This is a genomic window from Methylobacterium cerastii (assembly GCF_022179125.1).
GTDB classification, from domain to species: Bacteria; Pseudomonadota; Alphaproteobacteria; order Rhizobiales; family Beijerinckiaceae; genus Methylobacterium; species Methylobacterium cerastii.
The window spans coordinates 140,395-156,362 of the sequence record NZ_BPQG01000008.1 but is presented as its reverse complement, the minus strand read 5'-3'; the positions used below and the strand labels follow the sequence as shown (position 1 = coordinate 156,362).

General features: G+C 71.0%; 16 protein-coding genes and 1 pseudogene. 10 read left to right on the top strand and 7 right to left on the bottom strand.

Going from position 1 to position 15,968, the window contains the following annotated elements; all coding sequences use genetic code 11:
- The first annotated feature begins 203 nt into the window (after positions 1 to 203).
- On the top strand, positions 204 to 530 hold the full coding sequence (locus MFF13_RS05090) for a hypothetical protein (RefSeq protein WP_238271128.1): 327 nt from the start codon (positions 204 to 206) through the stop codon (positions 528 to 530).
- Positions 531 to 847: 317 nt separating this feature from the next.
- Here the strand turns inward: MFF13_RS05090 and MFF13_RS05085 are convergent, their stop codons facing one another.
- From MFF13_RS05085 to argH, 3 genes are all read right to left on the bottom strand, one after another.
- Positions 848 to 1,543, bottom strand: a complete 696-nt coding sequence (locus tag MFF13_RS05085; protein ID WP_147752433.1) for an invasion associated locus b family protein — start codon at positions 1,541 to 1,543, stop codon at positions 848 to 850.
- Between the two features lie 142 nt (positions 1,544 to 1,685).
- Complete coding sequence (locus tag MFF13_RS05080) at positions 1,686 to 1,970, bottom strand: hypothetical protein (RefSeq protein WP_147752434.1); 285 nt, start codon at positions 1,968 to 1,970, stop codon at positions 1,686 to 1,688.
- A 95-nt stretch (positions 1,971 to 2,065) separates the two neighbouring features.
- A complete protein-coding gene (gene argH, locus MFF13_RS05075) occupies positions 2,066 to 3,457 on the bottom strand; it encodes an argininosuccinate lyase (RefSeq protein ID WP_238271126.1) in 1,392 nt (463 codons plus the stop codon).
- A 107-nt stretch (positions 3,458 to 3,564) separates the two neighbouring features.
- On the opposite strand from argH, the gene MFF13_RS05070 reads away from it, so the two are divergent.
- Positions 3,565 to 4,224, top strand: a complete 660-nt coding sequence (locus MFF13_RS05070; protein ID WP_147762496.1) for a TlpA disulfide reductase family protein — start codon at positions 3,565 to 3,567, stop codon at positions 4,222 to 4,224.
- A gap of 250 nt (positions 4,225 to 4,474) precedes the next feature.
- Positions 4,475 to 5,026 (top strand): PAS domain-containing protein, encoded by a 552-nt coding sequence (locus MFF13_RS05065; RefSeq protein ID WP_147750693.1) that lies wholly within the window; start codon positions 4,475 to 4,477, stop codon positions 5,024 to 5,026.
- Between the two features lie 67 nt (positions 5,027 to 5,093).
- On the opposite strand, the gene MFF13_RS05060 is transcribed toward MFF13_RS05065, so the two are convergent.
- Positions 5,094 to 6,398 (bottom strand): MFS transporter, encoded by a 1,305-nt coding sequence (locus tag MFF13_RS05060; protein ID WP_147827980.1) that lies wholly within the window; start codon positions 6,396 to 6,398, stop codon positions 5,094 to 5,096.
- A gap of 143 nt (positions 6,399 to 6,541) precedes the next feature.
- Between MFF13_RS05060 and nhaA the strand changes: the two genes are divergently transcribed.
- The gene (gene nhaA / locus MFF13_RS05055; RefSeq protein WP_147762497.1) at positions 6,542 to 7,714 is read left to right on the top strand and encodes a Na+/H+ antiporter NhaA; all 1,173 of its coding nucleotides are present in this window, start codon (positions 6,542 to 6,544) and stop codon (positions 7,712 to 7,714) included.
- A gap of 572 nt (positions 7,715 to 8,286) precedes the next feature.
- The gene (locus tag MFF13_RS05050) at positions 8,287 to 8,448 is read left to right on the top strand and encodes a hypothetical protein (RefSeq protein WP_187273555.1); all 162 of its coding nucleotides are present in this window, start codon (positions 8,287 to 8,289) and stop codon (positions 8,446 to 8,448) included.
- A 50-nt stretch (positions 8,449 to 8,498) separates the two neighbouring features.
- On the opposite strand, the gene MFF13_RS05045 is transcribed toward MFF13_RS05050, so the two are convergent.
- From MFF13_RS05045 to MFF13_RS05035, 3 genes and pseudogenes are all read right to left on the bottom strand, one after another.
- Positions 8,499 to 9,419: a metallophosphoesterase family protein gene (locus MFF13_RS05045; RefSeq protein ID WP_147762459.1), complete on the bottom strand. Its 921-nt coding sequence runs from the start codon at positions 9,417 to 9,419 to the stop codon at positions 8,499 to 8,501.
- Positions 9,420 to 9,495: 76 nt separating this feature from the next.
- Positions 9,496 to 9,939 carry a DMT family transporter gene (locus tag MFF13_RS05040; protein ID WP_147750696.1) on the bottom strand — a complete coding sequence of 148 codons (444 nt, stop codon included), beginning with the start codon at positions 9,937 to 9,939 and terminating at the stop codon, positions 9,496 to 9,498.
- A 101-nt stretch (positions 9,940 to 10,040) separates the two neighbouring features.
- A pseudogene (locus MFF13_RS05035) lies at positions 10,041 to 10,523 on the bottom strand (VIT1/CCC1 transporter family protein); the annotation flags it as partial.
- Between the two features lie 431 nt (positions 10,524 to 10,954).
- On the opposite strand from MFF13_RS05035, the gene MFF13_RS05030 reads away from it, so the two are divergent.
- The 5 genes from MFF13_RS05030 to MFF13_RS05010 all read left to right on the top strand — a co-directional run bounded on the left by MFF13_RS05030 (position 10,955) and on the right by MFF13_RS05010 (position 15,962).
- Positions 10,955 to 11,707, top strand: a complete 753-nt coding sequence (locus MFF13_RS05030; RefSeq protein WP_147762461.1) for a lysophospholipid acyltransferase family protein — start codon at positions 10,955 to 10,957, stop codon at positions 11,705 to 11,707.
- 10 nt (positions 11,708 to 11,717) lie between these two features.
- Positions 11,718 to 13,022 (top strand): 3-deoxy-D-manno-octulosonic acid transferase, encoded by a 1,305-nt coding sequence (locus MFF13_RS05025; RefSeq protein ID WP_147762462.1) that lies wholly within the window; start codon positions 11,718 to 11,720, stop codon positions 13,020 to 13,022.
- Positions 13,022 to 14,014, top strand: a complete 993-nt coding sequence (lpxK, locus tag MFF13_RS05020) for a tetraacyldisaccharide 4'-kinase (protein ID WP_147827981.1) — start codon at positions 13,022 to 13,024, stop codon at positions 14,012 to 14,014. Before MFF13_RS05025 ends, lpxK begins: the two co-directional genes overlap by 1 nt.
- Before the next feature lie 131 nt (positions 14,015 to 14,145).
- The gene (locus MFF13_RS05015) at positions 14,146 to 15,237 is read left to right on the top strand and encodes a DNA adenine methylase (RefSeq protein WP_238271124.1); all 1,092 of its coding nucleotides are present in this window, start codon (positions 14,146 to 14,148) and stop codon (positions 15,235 to 15,237) included.
- Positions 15,237 to 15,962 (top strand): hypothetical protein, encoded by a 726-nt coding sequence (locus tag MFF13_RS05010; protein WP_147827982.1) that lies wholly within the window; start codon positions 15,237 to 15,239, stop codon positions 15,960 to 15,962. The genes MFF13_RS05015 and MFF13_RS05010 overlap by 1 nt, the downstream gene beginning before the upstream one ends.
- Positions 15,963 to 15,968: the final 6 nt, after the last annotated feature.

Genomic DNA, 15,968 nt, shown 5'->3' with positions numbered 1-15,968 from the left:
CAAACGCTAAAGCACTGCCGGACAACGCCGTCCGGCGGTCCTTCATCGTCAGGAGGGCTTTTTCGTGATCCGATACGCTTCGAAGTCCGCTCTCCCCCTGCAGGGTGCGATGCCCCGCCGTCGCTGTCGCGGCTGACGCACGCGCCGACGGACGATCCGACCGCCCTGCAACGCCGGCCCACGAACGGCCCCGGGAGAATTCCATGCCTCAGCTTCATCCGGCCGCGCAGGCCGCGCCGCCGCACGATCTTTTCGCCGACCATTTGGCCCAACGCGCCCGCAACCGCCTGCACGCGGAGCCGCCGCCGACCCGGATCATCGAAGTCGGCGAGATCGCCGCCGGCATCGCCGTACCTGAGCCCGGCGGCGTGCGCTTCTTCTCCTCGGCCCGTGCCTTCGACGACCTCGACGGCACGGTCTTCCGCAGCACCGAGCAGGCAGCCCGCGCCGCCCGCGAGCGCTTCCGGGCCCGCACCACGCGGACGGCGGCGGGGTTAGGGCAGGGCGGCGGGAGGCTGGCCGCCGTCTAAGGGACCGGGTTTTTTCACCCCCGAAGACACGCGATCCTTGAGGTTGCCGCGCACCCCTCACCCCGCACGCGGGGAGAGAGATCTTCCGACGTCTTCGTCGGCGAAGCGATGCGGCAGCCGGCGGTGAGGGGGAATCGACAGACGAGCCTCCTTCGTCGACTCCCCCTCACCGCCGCTTCGGCTTCGCCTCCGCTTCCTGCAGGCACGACGAGGTGCCTGCAGGCCTCTCCCCGCCCGCGGGGAGAGGGGGGCCGCACCCGACGCACCGGGATCAGGCAGGCATGACGGCACGGGCGCCGGCAAGCCGGGTCCCGCTCCTACTTGCACTCCTCGCGCGTGCGCTTCATCGCCTCGCCGAAGCCGGCCAGCGCGTACTCGTCGCTGGTCGGCTTGCCGCGCATCGAGACGGTCTTGACCAGGAGCTTGGGCACCCGGCCGCTCATCTCGGTGACGACGCGGGTTTCCTCGGAAGGGTTCTGCAGCCAGGCGTTGCCGTCCTTGACCACGAGCCCGTAGCGGGCGCTGCCCAGGGTGATCGCCGGGTCGGTGGGGGCGGCTGCCGCACCGGGCTTGGCCTGCGCCGCGGCGGGCTTGGAGGGAAAGCCCAGCATCACCGCGATCTCGTTCTGGACGTTCTCGCCCTTGCGCACGGTGACGAAGAGGTAGGCGGTGTCGCGCTTGAGAGTGGCGGGCGAGCGGGTCTGCGGCTGCGCGATCGCATAGCACAGGCGGGTCCTTCCCTGGCCGCTGGCGAACACGTTCCAATCGCCGAAGATCGCCACCGGCGTCGCCTGCTGCATGCCGGGCGGCGTCGGCGCAGCCTTGCCCGGCGTCGCCTTGGCCGTCCGATCGCGGCCGCCTCGACGGCGGCGGCTCGGCGTGGCTGCCTCGGGGGCTTCGGCCTCCTGCGCGGAGGCGGAGGCGATCCCGAGGGTCCGGCCACCGCCGGCAGGCAGGAGGGCCGCCAGCGCGAGGGCGCCGAACGGAAGCAGGCAAAGGGCAAATCGCATCATCACGTCCCGGTCAGCGTGTCGGCGCGGCCCGCACGCCGAAGCCTCGGCCGGTGCGAAGCCGGCACCGGCCTCAGGAAGTCATGAAGCTTGGGCGACGGTTGGGCAAGATGGCGGCGACCTGCATGCCGGCGACCTGCCGCCGTCAGCCGGCGTGGATCTCGGTGGCGGCGTTCTGGGCCGCCATCGCCGCCACCGGCAGAGCCGGAACCTCGTCGAGGTCGATCCGCACCGGGGGGGGCGGCGCAGTCGGGGCAGGCGCGGGTTTGGGCTGCGGATCGTTGTAGGGCGTGTTGTAGCCCTTGCGCACGGCGGCCCAGTAGGCGTCGCGCGACAGGCCGGAGCCGACGAGCGCCGCATCGATCATCGCGGTGGCGGTGGCGGCGAGCGCCGGAGTCTCCTCCGGCTTCGTCCAACTCTCGACGGGCATGCTGCGGTCTCCGATGCGCTCGCGCCGGTGTAGCAGAGCTTACCTAGCTGGACCGTGAACGCACGAACCCGGCTTTCGGTTGCTCTGCACCATTTTCAGGCAACCGGCTCCGCGAGCCGTGCGAGCCAGCCCTCGGCCTGCGCGCGGACGTTGGCCGGCGCGGTGCCGCCGAAGCTGACCCGGCTCGCCACCGAGTTCTCGACGCCCAGCACCGCGTAGACGGCTTGCGTGATCCGCGGCTCGGCCTCCTGCATCTCGGGCAGCGACAGCGCCTCCAGCCCGACGCCCTTGCCCGAGGCGACGCCGACGAGGCGGCCGGTGACGTGGTGCGCCTGCCGGAACGGCAGGCCGAGCTCCCGCACCAGCCAGTCGGCGAGGTCCGTCGCGGTGCTGTAGCCGGAGCCGGCGGCGCGGGCGAGCACGCCCGCGTTCGGCTCGAGGTCGCGGACCATGCCGGTCATCGCGGCAAGGCACAGCGACAGCGCCTGCAGCGCGTCGAAGGTGCCTTCCTTGTCCTCCTGCATGTCCTTCGAATAGGCCAGCGGCAGGCCCTTCATCACGGTGAGCAAGCCCATCAGGGCGCCGACGATGCGCCCGCTCTTGGCCCGCACCAGCTCCGCCGCGTCGGGGTTGCGCTTCTGCGGCATGATCGAGGAGCCGGTGGTATAGCCGTCCGACAGCCTGACGAAGTCGAACTGCGCCGAGGTCCACACCACCAGCTCCTCGGCGAAGCGCGACAGGTGGATCGCGCAGATCGAGGCGGCCGAGAGCGATTCCAGGGCGAAGTCGCGGTCGGCGACGGAGTCGAGCGAGTTCGCCGTCGGGCGGTCGAAGCCCAGCGCCGCGGCCGTGGCGTGCCGGTCGATCGGGAACGAGGTGCCGGCGAGGGCGGCGGCCCCCAGCGGGCACTCGTTGAGCCGGGCGCGCGCGTCGCGGAAGCGGCCGCGGTCGCGCGCCAGCATCTCGACGTAGGCGAGGCAATGGTGCCCGAAGGTGACCGGCTGGGCCGATTGCAGGTGGGTGAATCCCGGCATCACGGTGCCGGCATGCGCCAACGCCTTCTCGGCCAGCGCCTGCTGCAGCCCGGCGGCCTGCGCGTCGAGGTTGTCGAGGGTGTCGCGCACCCACAGCTTCATATCGGTGGCGACCTGGTCGTTGCGCGAGCGCGCGGTGTGCAGGCGCCCGGCCGACGGGCCGACGATCTCGGTGAGCCGGCTCTCCACCGACATGTGGATGTCCTCGAGCTCACGCCGGAACACGAAGGTGCCGGCCTCGATCTCGGAATGGACCGCCTTGAGTCCGTCTTGAATGGCCGCCACATCGTCGGCCGGCAGGATGCCTTGGGCGCCCAGCATCGCGACGTGCGCCAGCGAGCCGCGGATGTCCTGGGGCGCGAGGCGCTTGTCGAATCCGATGGAGGCGTTGATCTCCTCCATGATCTCGGCGGGGCCGCTCGCGAAGCGTCCGCCCCACATCCGGTTGCTCATGGTCTTCCCGATCCTTCCGCTCGCGCAAGAGCGTTTCGTGTGGTGGCATTTCCTTGACGCGAGCCGGCATCCACCGCGCTCGAAATGCTCTTAGGGACGCAACGATGATGCCTGGACGATTGATGGGCGCCGCGGTCGGCGCCGGCCTCGTCACCGCGTTGGCCGCCGGCCTCGCCCTATACGGGACCGGTGCGGGGCCGGGCAACGCCCCGGCGCCCTGCGCCGCCTCGGCCGCCGCCGTGGCGCGGGTCGACGCCGCCGCCCGCGGCGACGTGGCGGCGATGCAGGCGCCCGAGAAGGCGCGACAGGCGCCGGACATCGCGTTCAAGGGCCCGGGCAAGGAGGTGGGGGGCGAAGGAGCCCAGGCGGACGTGCGGCTTTCGGACTTCCGCGGCCGTCTCGTCCTCGTGAACCTGTGGGCGACGTGGTGCGCGCCGTGCAAGGCCGAGATGCCGGCCCTCGACCGGCTCGAGGCCGCCCTCGGGGGCAAGGACTTCGCCGTCGTCGCGATCAACCTCGATACGCGCAACCTCGACAAGCCGCCGGTCTGGATGCGGGACAACGGCATCGCGCGCCTGGCCTACTATGCCGACCCGGGCGGGCGCGTCCTGCCGGCGGTGCAGCGCGACACCGGCTCGCCCGGCCTGCCGACGACGCTGCTCGTCGACCCCGCCGGCTGCACGATCGGAGTGATGAAGGGGCCGGCCGAATGGTCGAGCCCGGACGGGCTGGCGCTGATCCGCGCCGCGCTCGGCCGCACGTCATGAACCGGTCCACGCCCTGAACCCGGCGGCATGTTCTGCACACGGCGGCATGTCCGGAACCTGGCGTCACGTCCCGAACCGGTCGAGGAACCGGTGACCACGTTCGCAGGCACCGATGTCCACGCGCCCTGCCGACGTCCATAACACCTTGGAACGAGACGCGAAGTCCGGGTCCGGCAGACGAATCGCAGCGATGTCCGATTGCCTGACGCGTAAGTCTGCGGCATAGCCTGGCTATAGCCGAGGTTGGGCCATGATCTTCGTCACGGATGCCGTAGGAAAGATGGTCTATCTCAGTCAGGAATGGACGGTTCTGACTGGTCAACAGCTTGAAGACGTCTCCCAACGTGGCTGGAGCAAGGTCATCCATCCGGACGACCTCGCGATCGTGGGCACCGTGGTGGCCGAGGCGACCGTCGCGCGGAGCGAGTTCACCGTGCGCTACCGCCTGCTCTCGCCGGACGGGCGGGCGATCTGGGTCGCGGCCGGCGCGGTGCCGTCCTTCGGGCCGCCGGAGCGGACCTTCCTCGGATTCCTCGGCTCGATCAGCCTGCTCGCGGCCCCCCCGCCGAAGGGCACCGCGAGCGGTGCGCTCGGTCGCTTCAGCCGTCCGTCGCCGGTGGCGGAATCCGAGCCGCGCTCGGTCCTGGAGCTGGTCGCCGACCACCTGATCACGGCGCACGCGCTGATCATGCAGGACGGCGGCACCTGCGCCTTGGCGGCGGTCGAGGTCGCGCTGCACGAGATCGGGCGCGAGCTCGCACGCGTATCCGAGACCGCGCAGGACGGCTCGAACCTGCACTGAGCGTTTATCGCCCGCGGCGGATGCCGGTGCGCGTCAGGAAAATGGTCTTGTCCGCGCCGCGGTCTCCTTACGCCTCCGTGTCGGCGTCGAGGTCGCGCCCGCGGGTCTCGTGCATCATCCAGGCGGCGATCGTGCCGAGCACGCTGAAGCCGACGAGGTAGTAGGCGGGCGCCAGCGGGTCGCCGGTGATCGCAATCAGCTTGTTGACGACGTAGTTCGTGCTGCCGCCGAAGATCGACACCGAGAAGGCGTAGACGATCGACAGCCCGGCGCTGCGCACCGCCCGCGGCAGCGATTCGGGGATCGCGACGATGATTGCCGCCGCGTTGATCGAGGACAGGGCCGACATCAGGAACGTCACCGCGTAGACCGAGGCCGCGGTCGGCGACTGCGCCAGCCACCAGAAGGTGGGCACGGCCAGCACCACGATCGCGGCGCGGGGCCAGACCAGCACCGGCCGCCGGCCGAAGCGGTCGGCGAGCCAGCCGCCCAGCAGCGGGAACACCACCGAGGCGAGGCCGAGTGCGATCGGCACCGCGGTCGAGACGGTCTCGGTGAGGCCGAGGGTGGCGCGGGCGTAGACCGGCATGTTGGTGCCGATGGCGTTCGAGACCGTCGAGGCGGCGATGACCACGAAGGTCAGGAGCAGCAGGCGCCCGTGCTCGCGCAGCAGCCGCATTACCACCGCGCCGGTGGAGGCCGCCGCCGCCGGGTCTTCGCCCTCGCCCGCCGTCTCGGGCAGGTGGCTGCGGATGACGAGGCCGACCGGGACGACGCCGACGCCGAGCAGGAACATGATGCGCCAGCCCCACTCCGCCATCGCCGCCTCGCCGAGGAAGAACGTGAGCGCGGTGGCGACGACGCCGGCGAACAGCGCGGCGCAGCCCTGGCTGGCGATCTGCCAGCTCGCCACGAAGCCGCGGTGCTTCGGCGGCGCCGCCTCCAGCAGGTAGGCGGTGGAGGGGCCGACCTCGCCGCCCAGCGCGAGCCCCTGGATCAGCCGCCCGACGATGACGATGACCTGCGCCCAACCCCCCAGCGTCGCGTAAGAGGGCGCCAGCGCCAGCATCAGCATGCCGACCGCCATCAGCGCGATGGTGATGAGCATGGCGGGCTTTCGGCCCGCCCGGTCGGCGAAGGCGCCGATGACGATGCCGCCGATCGGCCGCATCACGTAGCCGATGCCGAACAGGGCGAGCGAGGCGAGCAGGCTGTCGGTGGCGTTGGCGGAGGGGAAGAACGCCGCGCCGATCGGAACGGCGAAGAAAACGTAGAGCGTGAAGTCGTAGAATTCGAGCGCGTTGCCGAGGACCACGGCGCCGACCGCCTTTCGGTGCAGGGCCGGATGCTCCGGTGTCGTCGTTGCGGTCATCGCGCGTCCTTGCGTCATCCGTTCTGGCATAGCCGGCCCGGGCCGGGATCGCCACCGGCGGGGTCGCCCGCGAGGGCGAAGGCGAGCGCGAGGGAGGGTGCGAAGGGTTGCCCGCGGGCGCAAAGCCGGGCACCCCCGGCGCCATGACGAAGCCGCGCCCCCTTTCCGCGATCCGTAACGCGCTCGCCAGCGAGGCGGCCGGAGGCCTCGTGCTGATGGCGGCCGCCGCCTGCGCGCTCGTCGTCGCCAACACCGGCCTCGCCGAGACCTACGCCCACGCGCTGCACGCACCGCTCGGTCCGTTGAGCGTGCAGCACTGGATCAACGACGGCCTGATGGCGGTGTTCTTTCTGCTCGTCGGCCTGGAGATCAAGCGCGAGGCCCTGGACGGCCGCCTGCGGACCTGGCCCGACCGGGCGCTGCCCGGCATCGCGGCGATCGGCGGCATGGCGGTGCCGGCCCTTGTCTACCTCGCCTTCAACGCGGGCACCGGGACGGCGCGGGGCTGGGCGATCCCGGCGGCCACCGACATCGCCTTCGCGCTGGGCGTCCTGGCGCTGCTGGGTAAGCGCGTGCCGGTGTCGCTGAAGATCCTGCTCAGCGCGGTGGCGATCGTCGACGACCTCGGCGCCGTGGTGATTATCGCGCTGGTCTACACCGGCGGCCTCGACCCGACGATGCTCGGCCTCGCCGCCTTGGTGCTGGCGATCCTCGTCGGCCTGAACCGCGCCGGCGTCGCCGCGCTCACGCCCTACCTGTTGCTCGGCCTCGTGCTCTGGGTGCTGGTGCTGCGCTCCGGGGTCCACGCCACGGTGGCCGGCGTGCTCCTGGCGATGACCATCCCGATCCGCCCGAGCCCGGGCCGGCCGGAGGACGCGACCTCGCCGCTGCACCGGCTGGAGCACGCGATCACCCCCTTCGTCGCCTTCGGGATCGTGCCGCTCTTCGGCTTCGCCAACGCCGGGGTGCCCCTGCTCGGCCTGTCCCCGGGGGCGCTCCTCGACCCGGTGACGCTCGGCGTCGCGGGCGGGCTGTTCGTCGGCAAGCAGGTGGGCGTCTTCGCCGCCCTGCGCCTCGCCGTCTCCCTTGGGCTGGCGCACCGGCCCGGCGGGGCGACGTGGCGCCAGGTCTACGGCGTCGCGGTGCTCTGCGGCATCGGCTTCACCATGAGCCTGTTCATCGGCGCGCTCGCCTTCACCGACGCCGCCCACGAGACGGAGGTGAAGCTCGGGGTTCTCGTCGGTTCCCTGCTCTCCGGGCTGGCGGGCGCCGCGATCCTTGGATCTGCCGCCCCGCGGGGCCCGGCGCGGGCCTGAATCCCGGCGGCCGTGAGCCGGCTGCGGAATTCGAAAGAATGGCCTTGCCAGTCCGGCCCGGACGGGTCTAGCCTCTCCTCATGGCGACGCGGCTTCCTCTCCAGAGGCCCCGGCGCCGGATCGAGACGAAGAGGAGGTCTGCCATGCATGCAAGCCCGACCCACGTCCATTCCGCCGACACCGGTGCCGGTGACCAGGACGATCCGCCGAGCGTCCACCGACAGGGATAGAGGTTTTCGGGAGGGTTTTAGGCGCCCGACCCCACGGCCCTGAGCGCCCTGGGACGAACGCCGGACACCAACCCTCGAACCCGGGAACGTGGCCCCTGCCACCGGCCCGTCGGCGAAAGCCGACGGGCTTTTTCGTTGCAGCCATCCGGCCGCTGACGCAGCGCAGCACCAGGCGCGCGGGCCGTCGCAATCGTATCCAAAATTACTTAGGTATCCGCCCCTGGCTGCTCTTGCGCGAGGGTGACGAAGCGGTAACGTCGAGCATCAATACACGAGGAGAGAATCACCGCGGAAGCAGATCGACGGCTCACGAGACGATCAACGCAGCACAGGATGGCCCCCATGCCCGAGACGATTCGCGTCAAGCCCACCCACGACGGCACCTATACGGTCTATCGCGGGTCCACTGCCTTGATCTCAGGCCTCACGCGCCTCCAGGCCGAACGCTACGAGGCCAGCATCGGCGACCGTCGGCTCTCCGGGCTCCTCGCCGCCTCCGCCTGATCCGAGCGTCGGCCCGGCCGCCTCGCGCACCGGGTCGCCCGATCGAAGCGTCAGCCCAGCGTCAGCGGGCCAAGGTCCGTCACGGTCCCGCCCGCTCCGATCCCACGCTGCGTCGCCGACACGACGTGGCGCCCCCCGTTCTCCGAGAACGCGTACAGGATGTAGGCCGCCCGCCGCGCGGCTTCCGAGCCGTGCCCGCCCGCATGCGCGCCGGGCCGGGCCGAGGCGGATGCGCCGCCGACCACCGGGATCGCCCGCCCGTCCGGTCCCGGCAGGTGGGCGACGCTCGCCACGTGGTTGTGCCCGTGCAGGACGAGGTCGGCGCCGACGCGGCCGAGCATCGCGCTGAACAGGGCGGCGTCGCGCAGGTCGCGGCCCGGGCTCGCCCCGCCGGGATGGGGCGGATGATGGATCATCACCACGCGGGCCGGCCGCGACGGGTCTGTCGCCAGCGTCCGCAACAACGATTCGGCCGCCGCGATCTGGCGTGGCCCGAGTCGGCCGGTGGCGACGAACGGCACGGTCGGGATCGCGCTCGACAGTCCGACCAGCGCCAGCGGCCCGCGCCGGCGCAGGTACGGAAACGTGCCGCCTCCGCCGGCGTCGTCCGCGGTCCAGGCGCCGCAGGCCGCGAGCAGCCCTTCGAGCGAGCCGCGCACGTAGGCGTCGTGGTTGCCGGGCACGAAGCTGACCGCCTCCGGCGTGCCGAGCGCCTCCAGGAAGATGCGCGCGGTGTCCCACTCGCTCGGCAGGCCGATGTTGCACAGGTCGCCGGTGCAGGCGACGTGATCCGGCGCCTGCAGCCTCAGGTCCGCGACCAAGGCAGCCAGCGTTTCCATGTCGTGGCTGCGCGAGCGCCCGCGGCGCCAGTTCGCGTAGCCCGTCGCGCGCTTGCCGAAGAGCTGGTGCAGGCGCGGCCGCGGCAGCGGGCCGACATGCGGGTCTGTGAGGTGGGCGAGGCGGAAGGACACCGGGCCATCGCATCGCGGTTGGGGCCGGCCGCGTCAAGCGAGGCGCCGTGCCCGAGGGGCCGGCGTGGGGCGGACGTCAGGTCAGCGCCACCAAGCCGACGCCGAAGATCATCAGGCCCGCCCCGAGGACACGCCACAGGCTCGCCGGATGGACCTGGAAGCCGATCCAGCCGTAATGGTCGAGGACGATCGAGGCGGCGACGCCCACCGTCACGACGATCCCGAGGAAGGACGCGGCCCCGAGGGAAGGGGCGGCATAGAGCTGGGCCAGGATCAGCAGGACGCTGAGACAGCCGCCGAGCCAGCCCCACCAGGGCACCTCGGCCATCTGCTGCCAGCTCGGCACGCCGAGCTTGCCGAAGGCGAGGCCGCCCAGCAGCATGAAGCCGGTGCTGACGAAGAGGATCACCACCGCCGCCGTGACCGGAAGCCCGAAGGACTTCGACAGGGCCGCGTTCTGTCCCGGCTGGACCGCATTCGCGAGCCCGGCGAGGATCGTCAGTCCGTAAAGATACCACATGACTCAAGGTATCGGCGGCGGCACGGCTCAGTTTCGCCGATCCCGAAGCCTGCGACGAAGTGGTGAGCGCCTCGATCGCGGGGAATGGGCGCGCACCCGCCTCACGCGCTGCCGATCAGCACCCCCACTGCCAGCACCAGCGCGCCGCCGAGCACGATCTGCAGCACCGCCCGGCCGAACGGGGTCGCCATGTAGCGGGTGCGGATCGCGGCGATGACCACCAGTTCGATCGCCACCACCAGCACCGCGAGGCCGGTGGCCAGCGCGAAGGCGTTCGGCCAGTGGCCCGGGATCGTGTAGGGCAGGGTGTGGCCAAGCCCCCCGAGCGCGGTCGCCGCGCCGCAGACGAGGCCGCGCATCCACGGACTGCCCCGCCCGGTGATGCGCCCGTCGTCGGAGAGCGCCTCGGTGAAGCCCATGCTGATCCCGGCCCCGAGGGAGGCCGCGAGCCCGACGAGGAAGGTCGCGCCGTTGCTGTGCGTGGCGAAGGCGGCGGCGAAGATCGGCGCCAACGTCGAGACCGATCCGTCGATCAGCCCGGCGAGACCCGGCTGCACGTAGGCCAGCACGAAGGCGCGGTGGGTGTCGTCGCCGGGTGCGGCTGCGTCGGTGTCGCCGTGGAGGACCGCTTCCATGATCGTCATCCTGTCTGGATCGATTCCAATCTACATATTGGAATCGATCCAAACAAGCCGGAAGAGCGCGGTTTCGCGGTGTCTTTGGACACGCGGCGCGGCTCAAGCGGCCCGAACCGCTCCGGGTCTCGGTTGCGCAGGCTGCGACGACGGGTCTAGAGAGCCACCGGGCTGCGCGGGACGGCGCTGTCCCGTTGTCGCGTCCGAACGCCCGACCCGTCGCCAGGCCGGTCGGCGACCTTGCCTCCCTCCGGCCGCCACGCCATCGCGCGAACCCGGCCGAGCCTTGGAAAGCGAGACATGTTCCCCATGCCGACCCTTCCTGCCGTCCGCACGCCGCGTCGCCGCGCGCCCTCGCGCGGCACCCCCGAGGCGGTCGCATGAGCCTCGGCAAGCGCATCATCCGGCATCCGGCCGTGCAGGCGGCGCTCGGACGGCTCGCCGCCAGCTACCTCACGCTGGTGCGCCGAACCAACCGCTTCACCGTGGAGCCGGCGAACGCCGACCCCTGGCTCGACGCGATGTCCCCCTTCGTCGCCGGGATGTGGCACGGCCAGCACATCATGGTGTCCTTCGCCGGGAGGCCGGTGGACCGGGTCGCCACGATCATCTCGAAGAACCCAGACGGCAACATCAACACCATCGCCCTGGAGCGGATGGGCGTGCGGGTGATCCGTGCCTCCGGCGCCCGCGGCCGGGTGGTCAAGGACGCCAAGGCCAAGGGCGGCGCCGAGGGGCTGCGCGCGATGATGCGGGCCCTGAAGAACGGCGAGATCGTCGCCTTCAGCGCCGACGTGCCCAAGATCTCGCGCCGGGCCGACGCCGGCATCCTCACCCTGGCGCGCTTCTCCGGCCGGCCGATCGTGCCGGTGGCGGTGGTGACGAGCCGGCACATCCGCTTCGGAAGCTGGGACCGCGCCTGCCTCGGGCTGCCGTTCGGCCGCGGCGCTGTGGTCTTCGGCGAGGCGATCCGCGTGCCGCGCGACCCCGACCCGGAGACGTTCGAGGCCCTGCGCGTCCGCCTGGAGGCCGAGATGAACCGGGTGCACGACCGGGCCTACACCCTCGTCGGGCGGCTCGACCGCGTCGGGGACAACTGGCTCGGGCGTGCGCCCCGCGCCGAGGCGGCATGACGGTGACGGCATGAGGGCACCGCCGCTCACCCTGGCCCTCAAGGCCTATCACGGCGGCCTGTGGCTCGGCGAGCCGGCGGTGGCCGGCCTGCTGGCGTGGCGGGCGCGCAAGGGCAAGGAGGACCCGACCCGCTTGGCCGAGCGCCGCGGCCTGCCCGGGCGGGCGCGGCCCGTGGGCTCGCTGGTCTGGATGCACGGGGCGTCGGTGGGCGAGTCGCTCTCGCTGGTCGGCCTCGTCGAGGGAATGATCGCCCGCGGCTTCTCGGTGCTGGTCACCACCGGCACCCGCAGCGCCGCCGACCTGATCGGCGCGCGCCTGCCGGCGGGCGCCGTACACCAGTACATGCCCCTCGATGCGCCGCGCTGGGTCGCGCGCTTCCTCGACCATTGGCAGCCCGACCTCGCCCTGGTCGCCGAATCCGAGATCTGGCCCAACACCGTGGTGGCGCTGCATGCCCGCGCCATCCCCTTGCTGCTCGTCAACGGACGGATGTCGGAGCAGTCGTTCGCCGGCTGGGCGCGCGCGCCGCGCACGGCCAAGGCGCTGCTGGCGAGGATCGCGATCTGCCTTGCGCAGACGCGCGACGACGCCGAGCGCTTCGTGCGCCTCGGCGCGCCGCGGGTGAGCGTGGCCGGGAACCTCAAGTACGATGCCGCGGTGCAGCCGGCCGACCGGCAGCAGGTGGCCTATCTCGGGGACATGATCGGCGACCGCCCGGTCTGGGTCGCAGCGAGCACCCATCCGGGCGAGGACGCGGCGGCGGCCGAGGCGCATGCGGCGCTGAAAGACCGGTTCCCGCGGCTCCTGACCATCGTCGCCCCGCGCCACCCCTATCGCGGTGGCGACGTGGCGGCCTGCGCGACGGCTCAAGGGCTGCGCAGCGCGCGCCGCTCGGCCGGCGGGCGCCCGCACCCGTCGGTCGACCTCTACGTCGCCGACACGATCGGCGAGCTCGGCCTGTTCTACCGCCTGAGCCCGCTGGTGTTCCTCGGCGGCTCGCTGGTGCCGCATGGCGGCCAGAACCCGATCGAGCCGGTGCGCCTCGACGCCGCCGTGCTCCACGGCCCGCATACGGAAAACTTCACCGAGGTCTACCGCGCGCTCGATGCCGGCGGCGGCGCCGCCGCGGTCGCCGACGCGGCCGAGCTGGCCGCGACGCTCGCCGACCTCATGGCCGCCCCCGACCGCATCACCGCGATGACCCGGGCCGGACAGCGCGCCCTGGTGCCGTTCGAGGGCGCGGTGGAGCGGACGCTCGCGGTGCTCGACCCCTTCATCGCGCAGATGAAGCTCGCCGCGTTCCACCAGGACTGATGCGCGCCCCCCGCTTCTGGCAAGGCGACGCGAACCATCCGGCCGCGCGCCTGCTGGCGCCCCTCGGCCGCGCCTACGGCCGCGCCGCCGGGAACCGCATGGACCGGCCCGGCGCGCGGGGCGAGTGCCCTGTCCTGTGCCTGGGCAACTTCACCCTGGGCGGTGCCGGCAAGACCCCGAGCGCGATCGCGCTCGCCGTGCTGCTGCGCGAGCTTGGGCGCACGCCCGCCTTCCTCAGCCGCGGCTACGGCGGCCGCCTGCCCGGGCCCGTCCTCGTCGATCCCGCCCGCCATGGCTGGCGCGACGTCGGCGACGAGCCGCTGCTGCTCGCCCGCCACGCGCCGACGGTCGTCGCCCGCGACCGCGTCGCCGGCGCGCGGCTCTGCGTGGCGGAGGGCGCCGACGTCGTCGTCATGGACGACGGGCTGCAGAACCCGAGCCTGGCGAAGGACCTCGCGCTCGCCGTCGTCGACGCAGGCGTCGGCGTCGGCAACGGGCTGTGCGTCCCCGCCGGCCCCTTGCGCGCCCCGCTGGCGCGGCAATGGCCGCATGTCGGCGGCCTGGTGCTGATCGGCGCGGGCCCCGCCGGCGCGGCGGTGGCGGCTGAGGCGCAGGCGCACGGCCTGCCGGTGCATCGCGCCCGGCTGGTGCCCGAGGTCGCCGCTGTCGCGGGCCGGCGCGTGCTGGCCTTCGCCGGCATCGGCCGCCCGGAGAAGTTCTTCGCCTCGCTCTGCGAGGCCGGCGCCGAGGTCGCCGCGACCCGCAGCTTTCCCGATCACCACCCCTACCGCGACGCCGACCTGGCCCGGCTGGCGGCGGAGGCCGACGGCCTCGGCGCGGAACTCGCCACCACCGAGAAGGACCGCGTTCGCCTGCCCGAAGCGTTCGCGGCGCGGGTGCGGGTGCTGCCGGTCGCGCTGCACTTCCAGACGCCCGAGACGCTGGAGATACTGGTGTCGGCGGCGCTGGACGATCCAGACGGAAGGACGTGAGGCCCTCTGCCGCCGCCTTTGGACAAGCGTGAAAGGCGATGACGACATCGCAACCGGCCGTCCTATCGCGTGTACGGTGGCGTGTTCAGGCGCGCCGGTCACGAGCCCTTCTGGTCGGAGATGCGCGATCGATGAACGTTGCGGTCCCGAACGCGCTACAGATCAAGGCGGGCGACGCGGAACGCGGCGCGATGTCCTTGCCGGGCAGGGCGGCGGCCTTTCCCGAGCTGCGATACATGGGATCGAAGAAGCGGCTGCTGCCTTGGATCCATGGCGTGCTCCAAGGCCTCGACTTCGAGACGGCGATGGATCCGTTCAGCGGCAGTGGCTCCGTCGCCTATCTGATGAAGGCCATGGGACGGCGGGTGGTCGCGACCGACTTCTTGAACGTCTCGGCGACCGTCGCAAAGGGTCTCGTCGAAAACTCGAAGTCTCGGATCGACGCCGACGCCCTCGATAGGCTTCTGTCCCGTAACGATCGAGCCGATACGTTCATAGAGCGCACCTTCACGGGGGTGTTCTTTCGTCCGGAGGACCTGCGGTTCCTGGACCGGATTTCGGCGAACCTGACCAAGCTCGAATGCGATCACCAACGTGCTCTCGCGGTCTCGGCTCTCGTCCGATCGTGCCTCAAGAAGCAGCCGCGCGGCGTCTTCACGATCTCGGGCGATCCGGCGCGCTACGACGATGGCCGACGCGATCTGCGCTTGAGCATCGAACAGCATTTTCTCGAACAGGTCGCCGTCTACAACGAAGCCGTCTTCTCCAACGCTTTCGAAAACCGGGCGCTCAGATGCGACGTGTTCGACGCCGACGCGCAAGGAATCGATCTCGTCTACCTCGATCCGCCATACGTTCCACGTGCGGATGATAATTGCTACATCAAGCGCTACCCCTTCGTGGAAGGACTTTCCGTTTATTGGAAAGATCTCGACATCATGGATGGTACGAAGGTCAAAAAAATCGCCAAGCGCTATACGCCTTTCAGCTATCGATCCCAGTCCGAAGATGCCTTCGATCGGATGTTCGCCCGCTTCAGGCGGCAGACTATCGTGATGAGCTACAGCTCGAATGGTTTTCCCGATCTGGAGCAGTTGACGATATTGTTGAGGAAATACAAGCGCAACGTCGAGGTCTATACGCGCCCTCATCGGTACCACTTCGGCACCCACGTCGCCGTTAAGCGGGCGTCCGTCGATGAGTATCTGATCGTGGGGCGCTGATGCGTGTCGTCGATCAGGGGGCCGAAGAGATCGCCGAAGCCCTCGGTTCGCTCGATGTGGACTGGATGGATGCCACGGCCGGCAACGTCATCGCCAAGCTGACGGCGTTCGGCGTGAAGGAGGCATACGGCCGGGCCGATGTGGCTGCGCTTCTCGACGACCACTTCGACGAGGGGCTTTTGTGTTGCAGGCTGTTCCTCGGCCTCTCGAAGGACCAGTCCGAGGCGCTTCTCCGCGAGGCGCTCGGCAAGGGCGGTATCGGGGTGACGCGCTATCAAACGGATCGGGCGGCGTTCCTGTCTGGGCAGAAGCGGGGGCGCGGCCTCGAAGACTTCGCAGAAGCCATCGTGAGAGAGGTATTCGGGGAAGGGGCCTACGAACTGCGATGCACGTTCACGGGCGTCGGCGGCAAGATCGCGAAATGCGACATCTCCATCCCCGGCCGGACCCGTCCGCTCATCCTCATCGAGGCCAAGGCCTACGGCGCGACCGGTTCGAAGTTGACGGACATCCTGGGCCATCTCGACGCCATCATCGAGGCGAAACGCCGAGATGCCGCGTTGCTGGTCATGACCGACGGCACGACCTGGAAAGCCAGGATGGCGGACATGGCCAAGATCGTCGCGCGTCAGAACGATGGTCGCATTCTCAGAATCTACACGATGCAGATGCGCGATCAGTTCCTCGCGGATCTCACGACTCTCAAAGCCGAGTTCGGTTTATAGGATTGC

What these genes read in the sequence shown, in the direction of transcription:
- MFF13_RS05090 (WP_238271128.1), top strand. Translation starts at nt 204, where the DNA reads ATGCCTCAGCTTCATCCGGCCGCGCAGGCCGCGCCGCCGCACGATCTT.
- MFF13_RS05085 (WP_147752433.1), bottom strand. Translation starts at nt 1,543, where the DNA reads ATGATGCGATTTGCCCTTTGCCTGCTTCCGTTCGGCGCCCTCGCGCTG.
- MFF13_RS05080 (WP_147752434.1), bottom strand. Translation starts at nt 1,970, where the DNA reads ATGCCCGTCGAGAGTTGGACGAAGCCGGAGGAGACTCCGGCGCTCGCC.
- argH (WP_238271126.1), bottom strand. Translation starts at nt 3,457, where the DNA reads ATGAGCAACCGGATGTGGGGCGGACGCTTCGCGAGCGGCCCCGCCGAG.
- MFF13_RS05070 (WP_147762496.1), top strand. Translation starts at nt 3,565, where the DNA reads ATGCCTGGACGATTGATGGGCGCCGCGGTCGGCGCCGGCCTCGTCACC.
- MFF13_RS05065 (WP_147750693.1), top strand. Translation starts at nt 4,475, where the DNA reads ATGATCTTCGTCACGGATGCCGTAGGAAAGATGGTCTATCTCAGTCAG.
- MFF13_RS05060 (WP_147827980.1), bottom strand. Translation starts at nt 6,398, where the DNA reads ATGACCGCAACGACGACACCGGAGCATCCGGCCCTGCACCGAAAGGCG.
- nhaA (WP_147762497.1), top strand. Translation starts at nt 6,542, where the DNA reads ATGACGAAGCCGCGCCCCCTTTCCGCGATCCGTAACGCGCTCGCCAGC.
- MFF13_RS05050 (WP_187273555.1), top strand. Translation starts at nt 8,287, where the DNA reads ATGCCCGAGACGATTCGCGTCAAGCCCACCCACGACGGCACCTATACG.
- MFF13_RS05040 (WP_147750696.1), bottom strand. Translation starts at nt 9,939, where the DNA reads ATGTGGTATCTTTACGGACTGACGATCCTCGCCGGGCTCGCGAATGCG.
- MFF13_RS05030 (WP_147762461.1), top strand. Translation starts at nt 10,955, where the DNA reads ATGAGCCTCGGCAAGCGCATCATCCGGCATCCGGCCGTGCAGGCGGCG.
- MFF13_RS05025 (WP_147762462.1), top strand. Translation starts at nt 11,718, where the DNA reads ATGAGGGCACCGCCGCTCACCCTGGCCCTCAAGGCCTATCACGGCGGC.
- lpxK (WP_147827981.1), top strand. Translation starts at nt 13,022, where the DNA reads ATGCGCGCCCCCCGCTTCTGGCAAGGCGACGCGAACCATCCGGCCGCG.
- MFF13_RS05015 (WP_238271124.1), top strand. Translation starts at nt 14,146, where the DNA reads ATGAACGTTGCGGTCCCGAACGCGCTACAGATCAAGGCGGGCGACGCG.
- MFF13_RS05010 (WP_147827982.1), top strand. Translation starts at nt 15,237, where the DNA reads ATGCGTGTCGTCGATCAGGGGGCCGAAGAGATCGCCGAAGCCCTCGGT.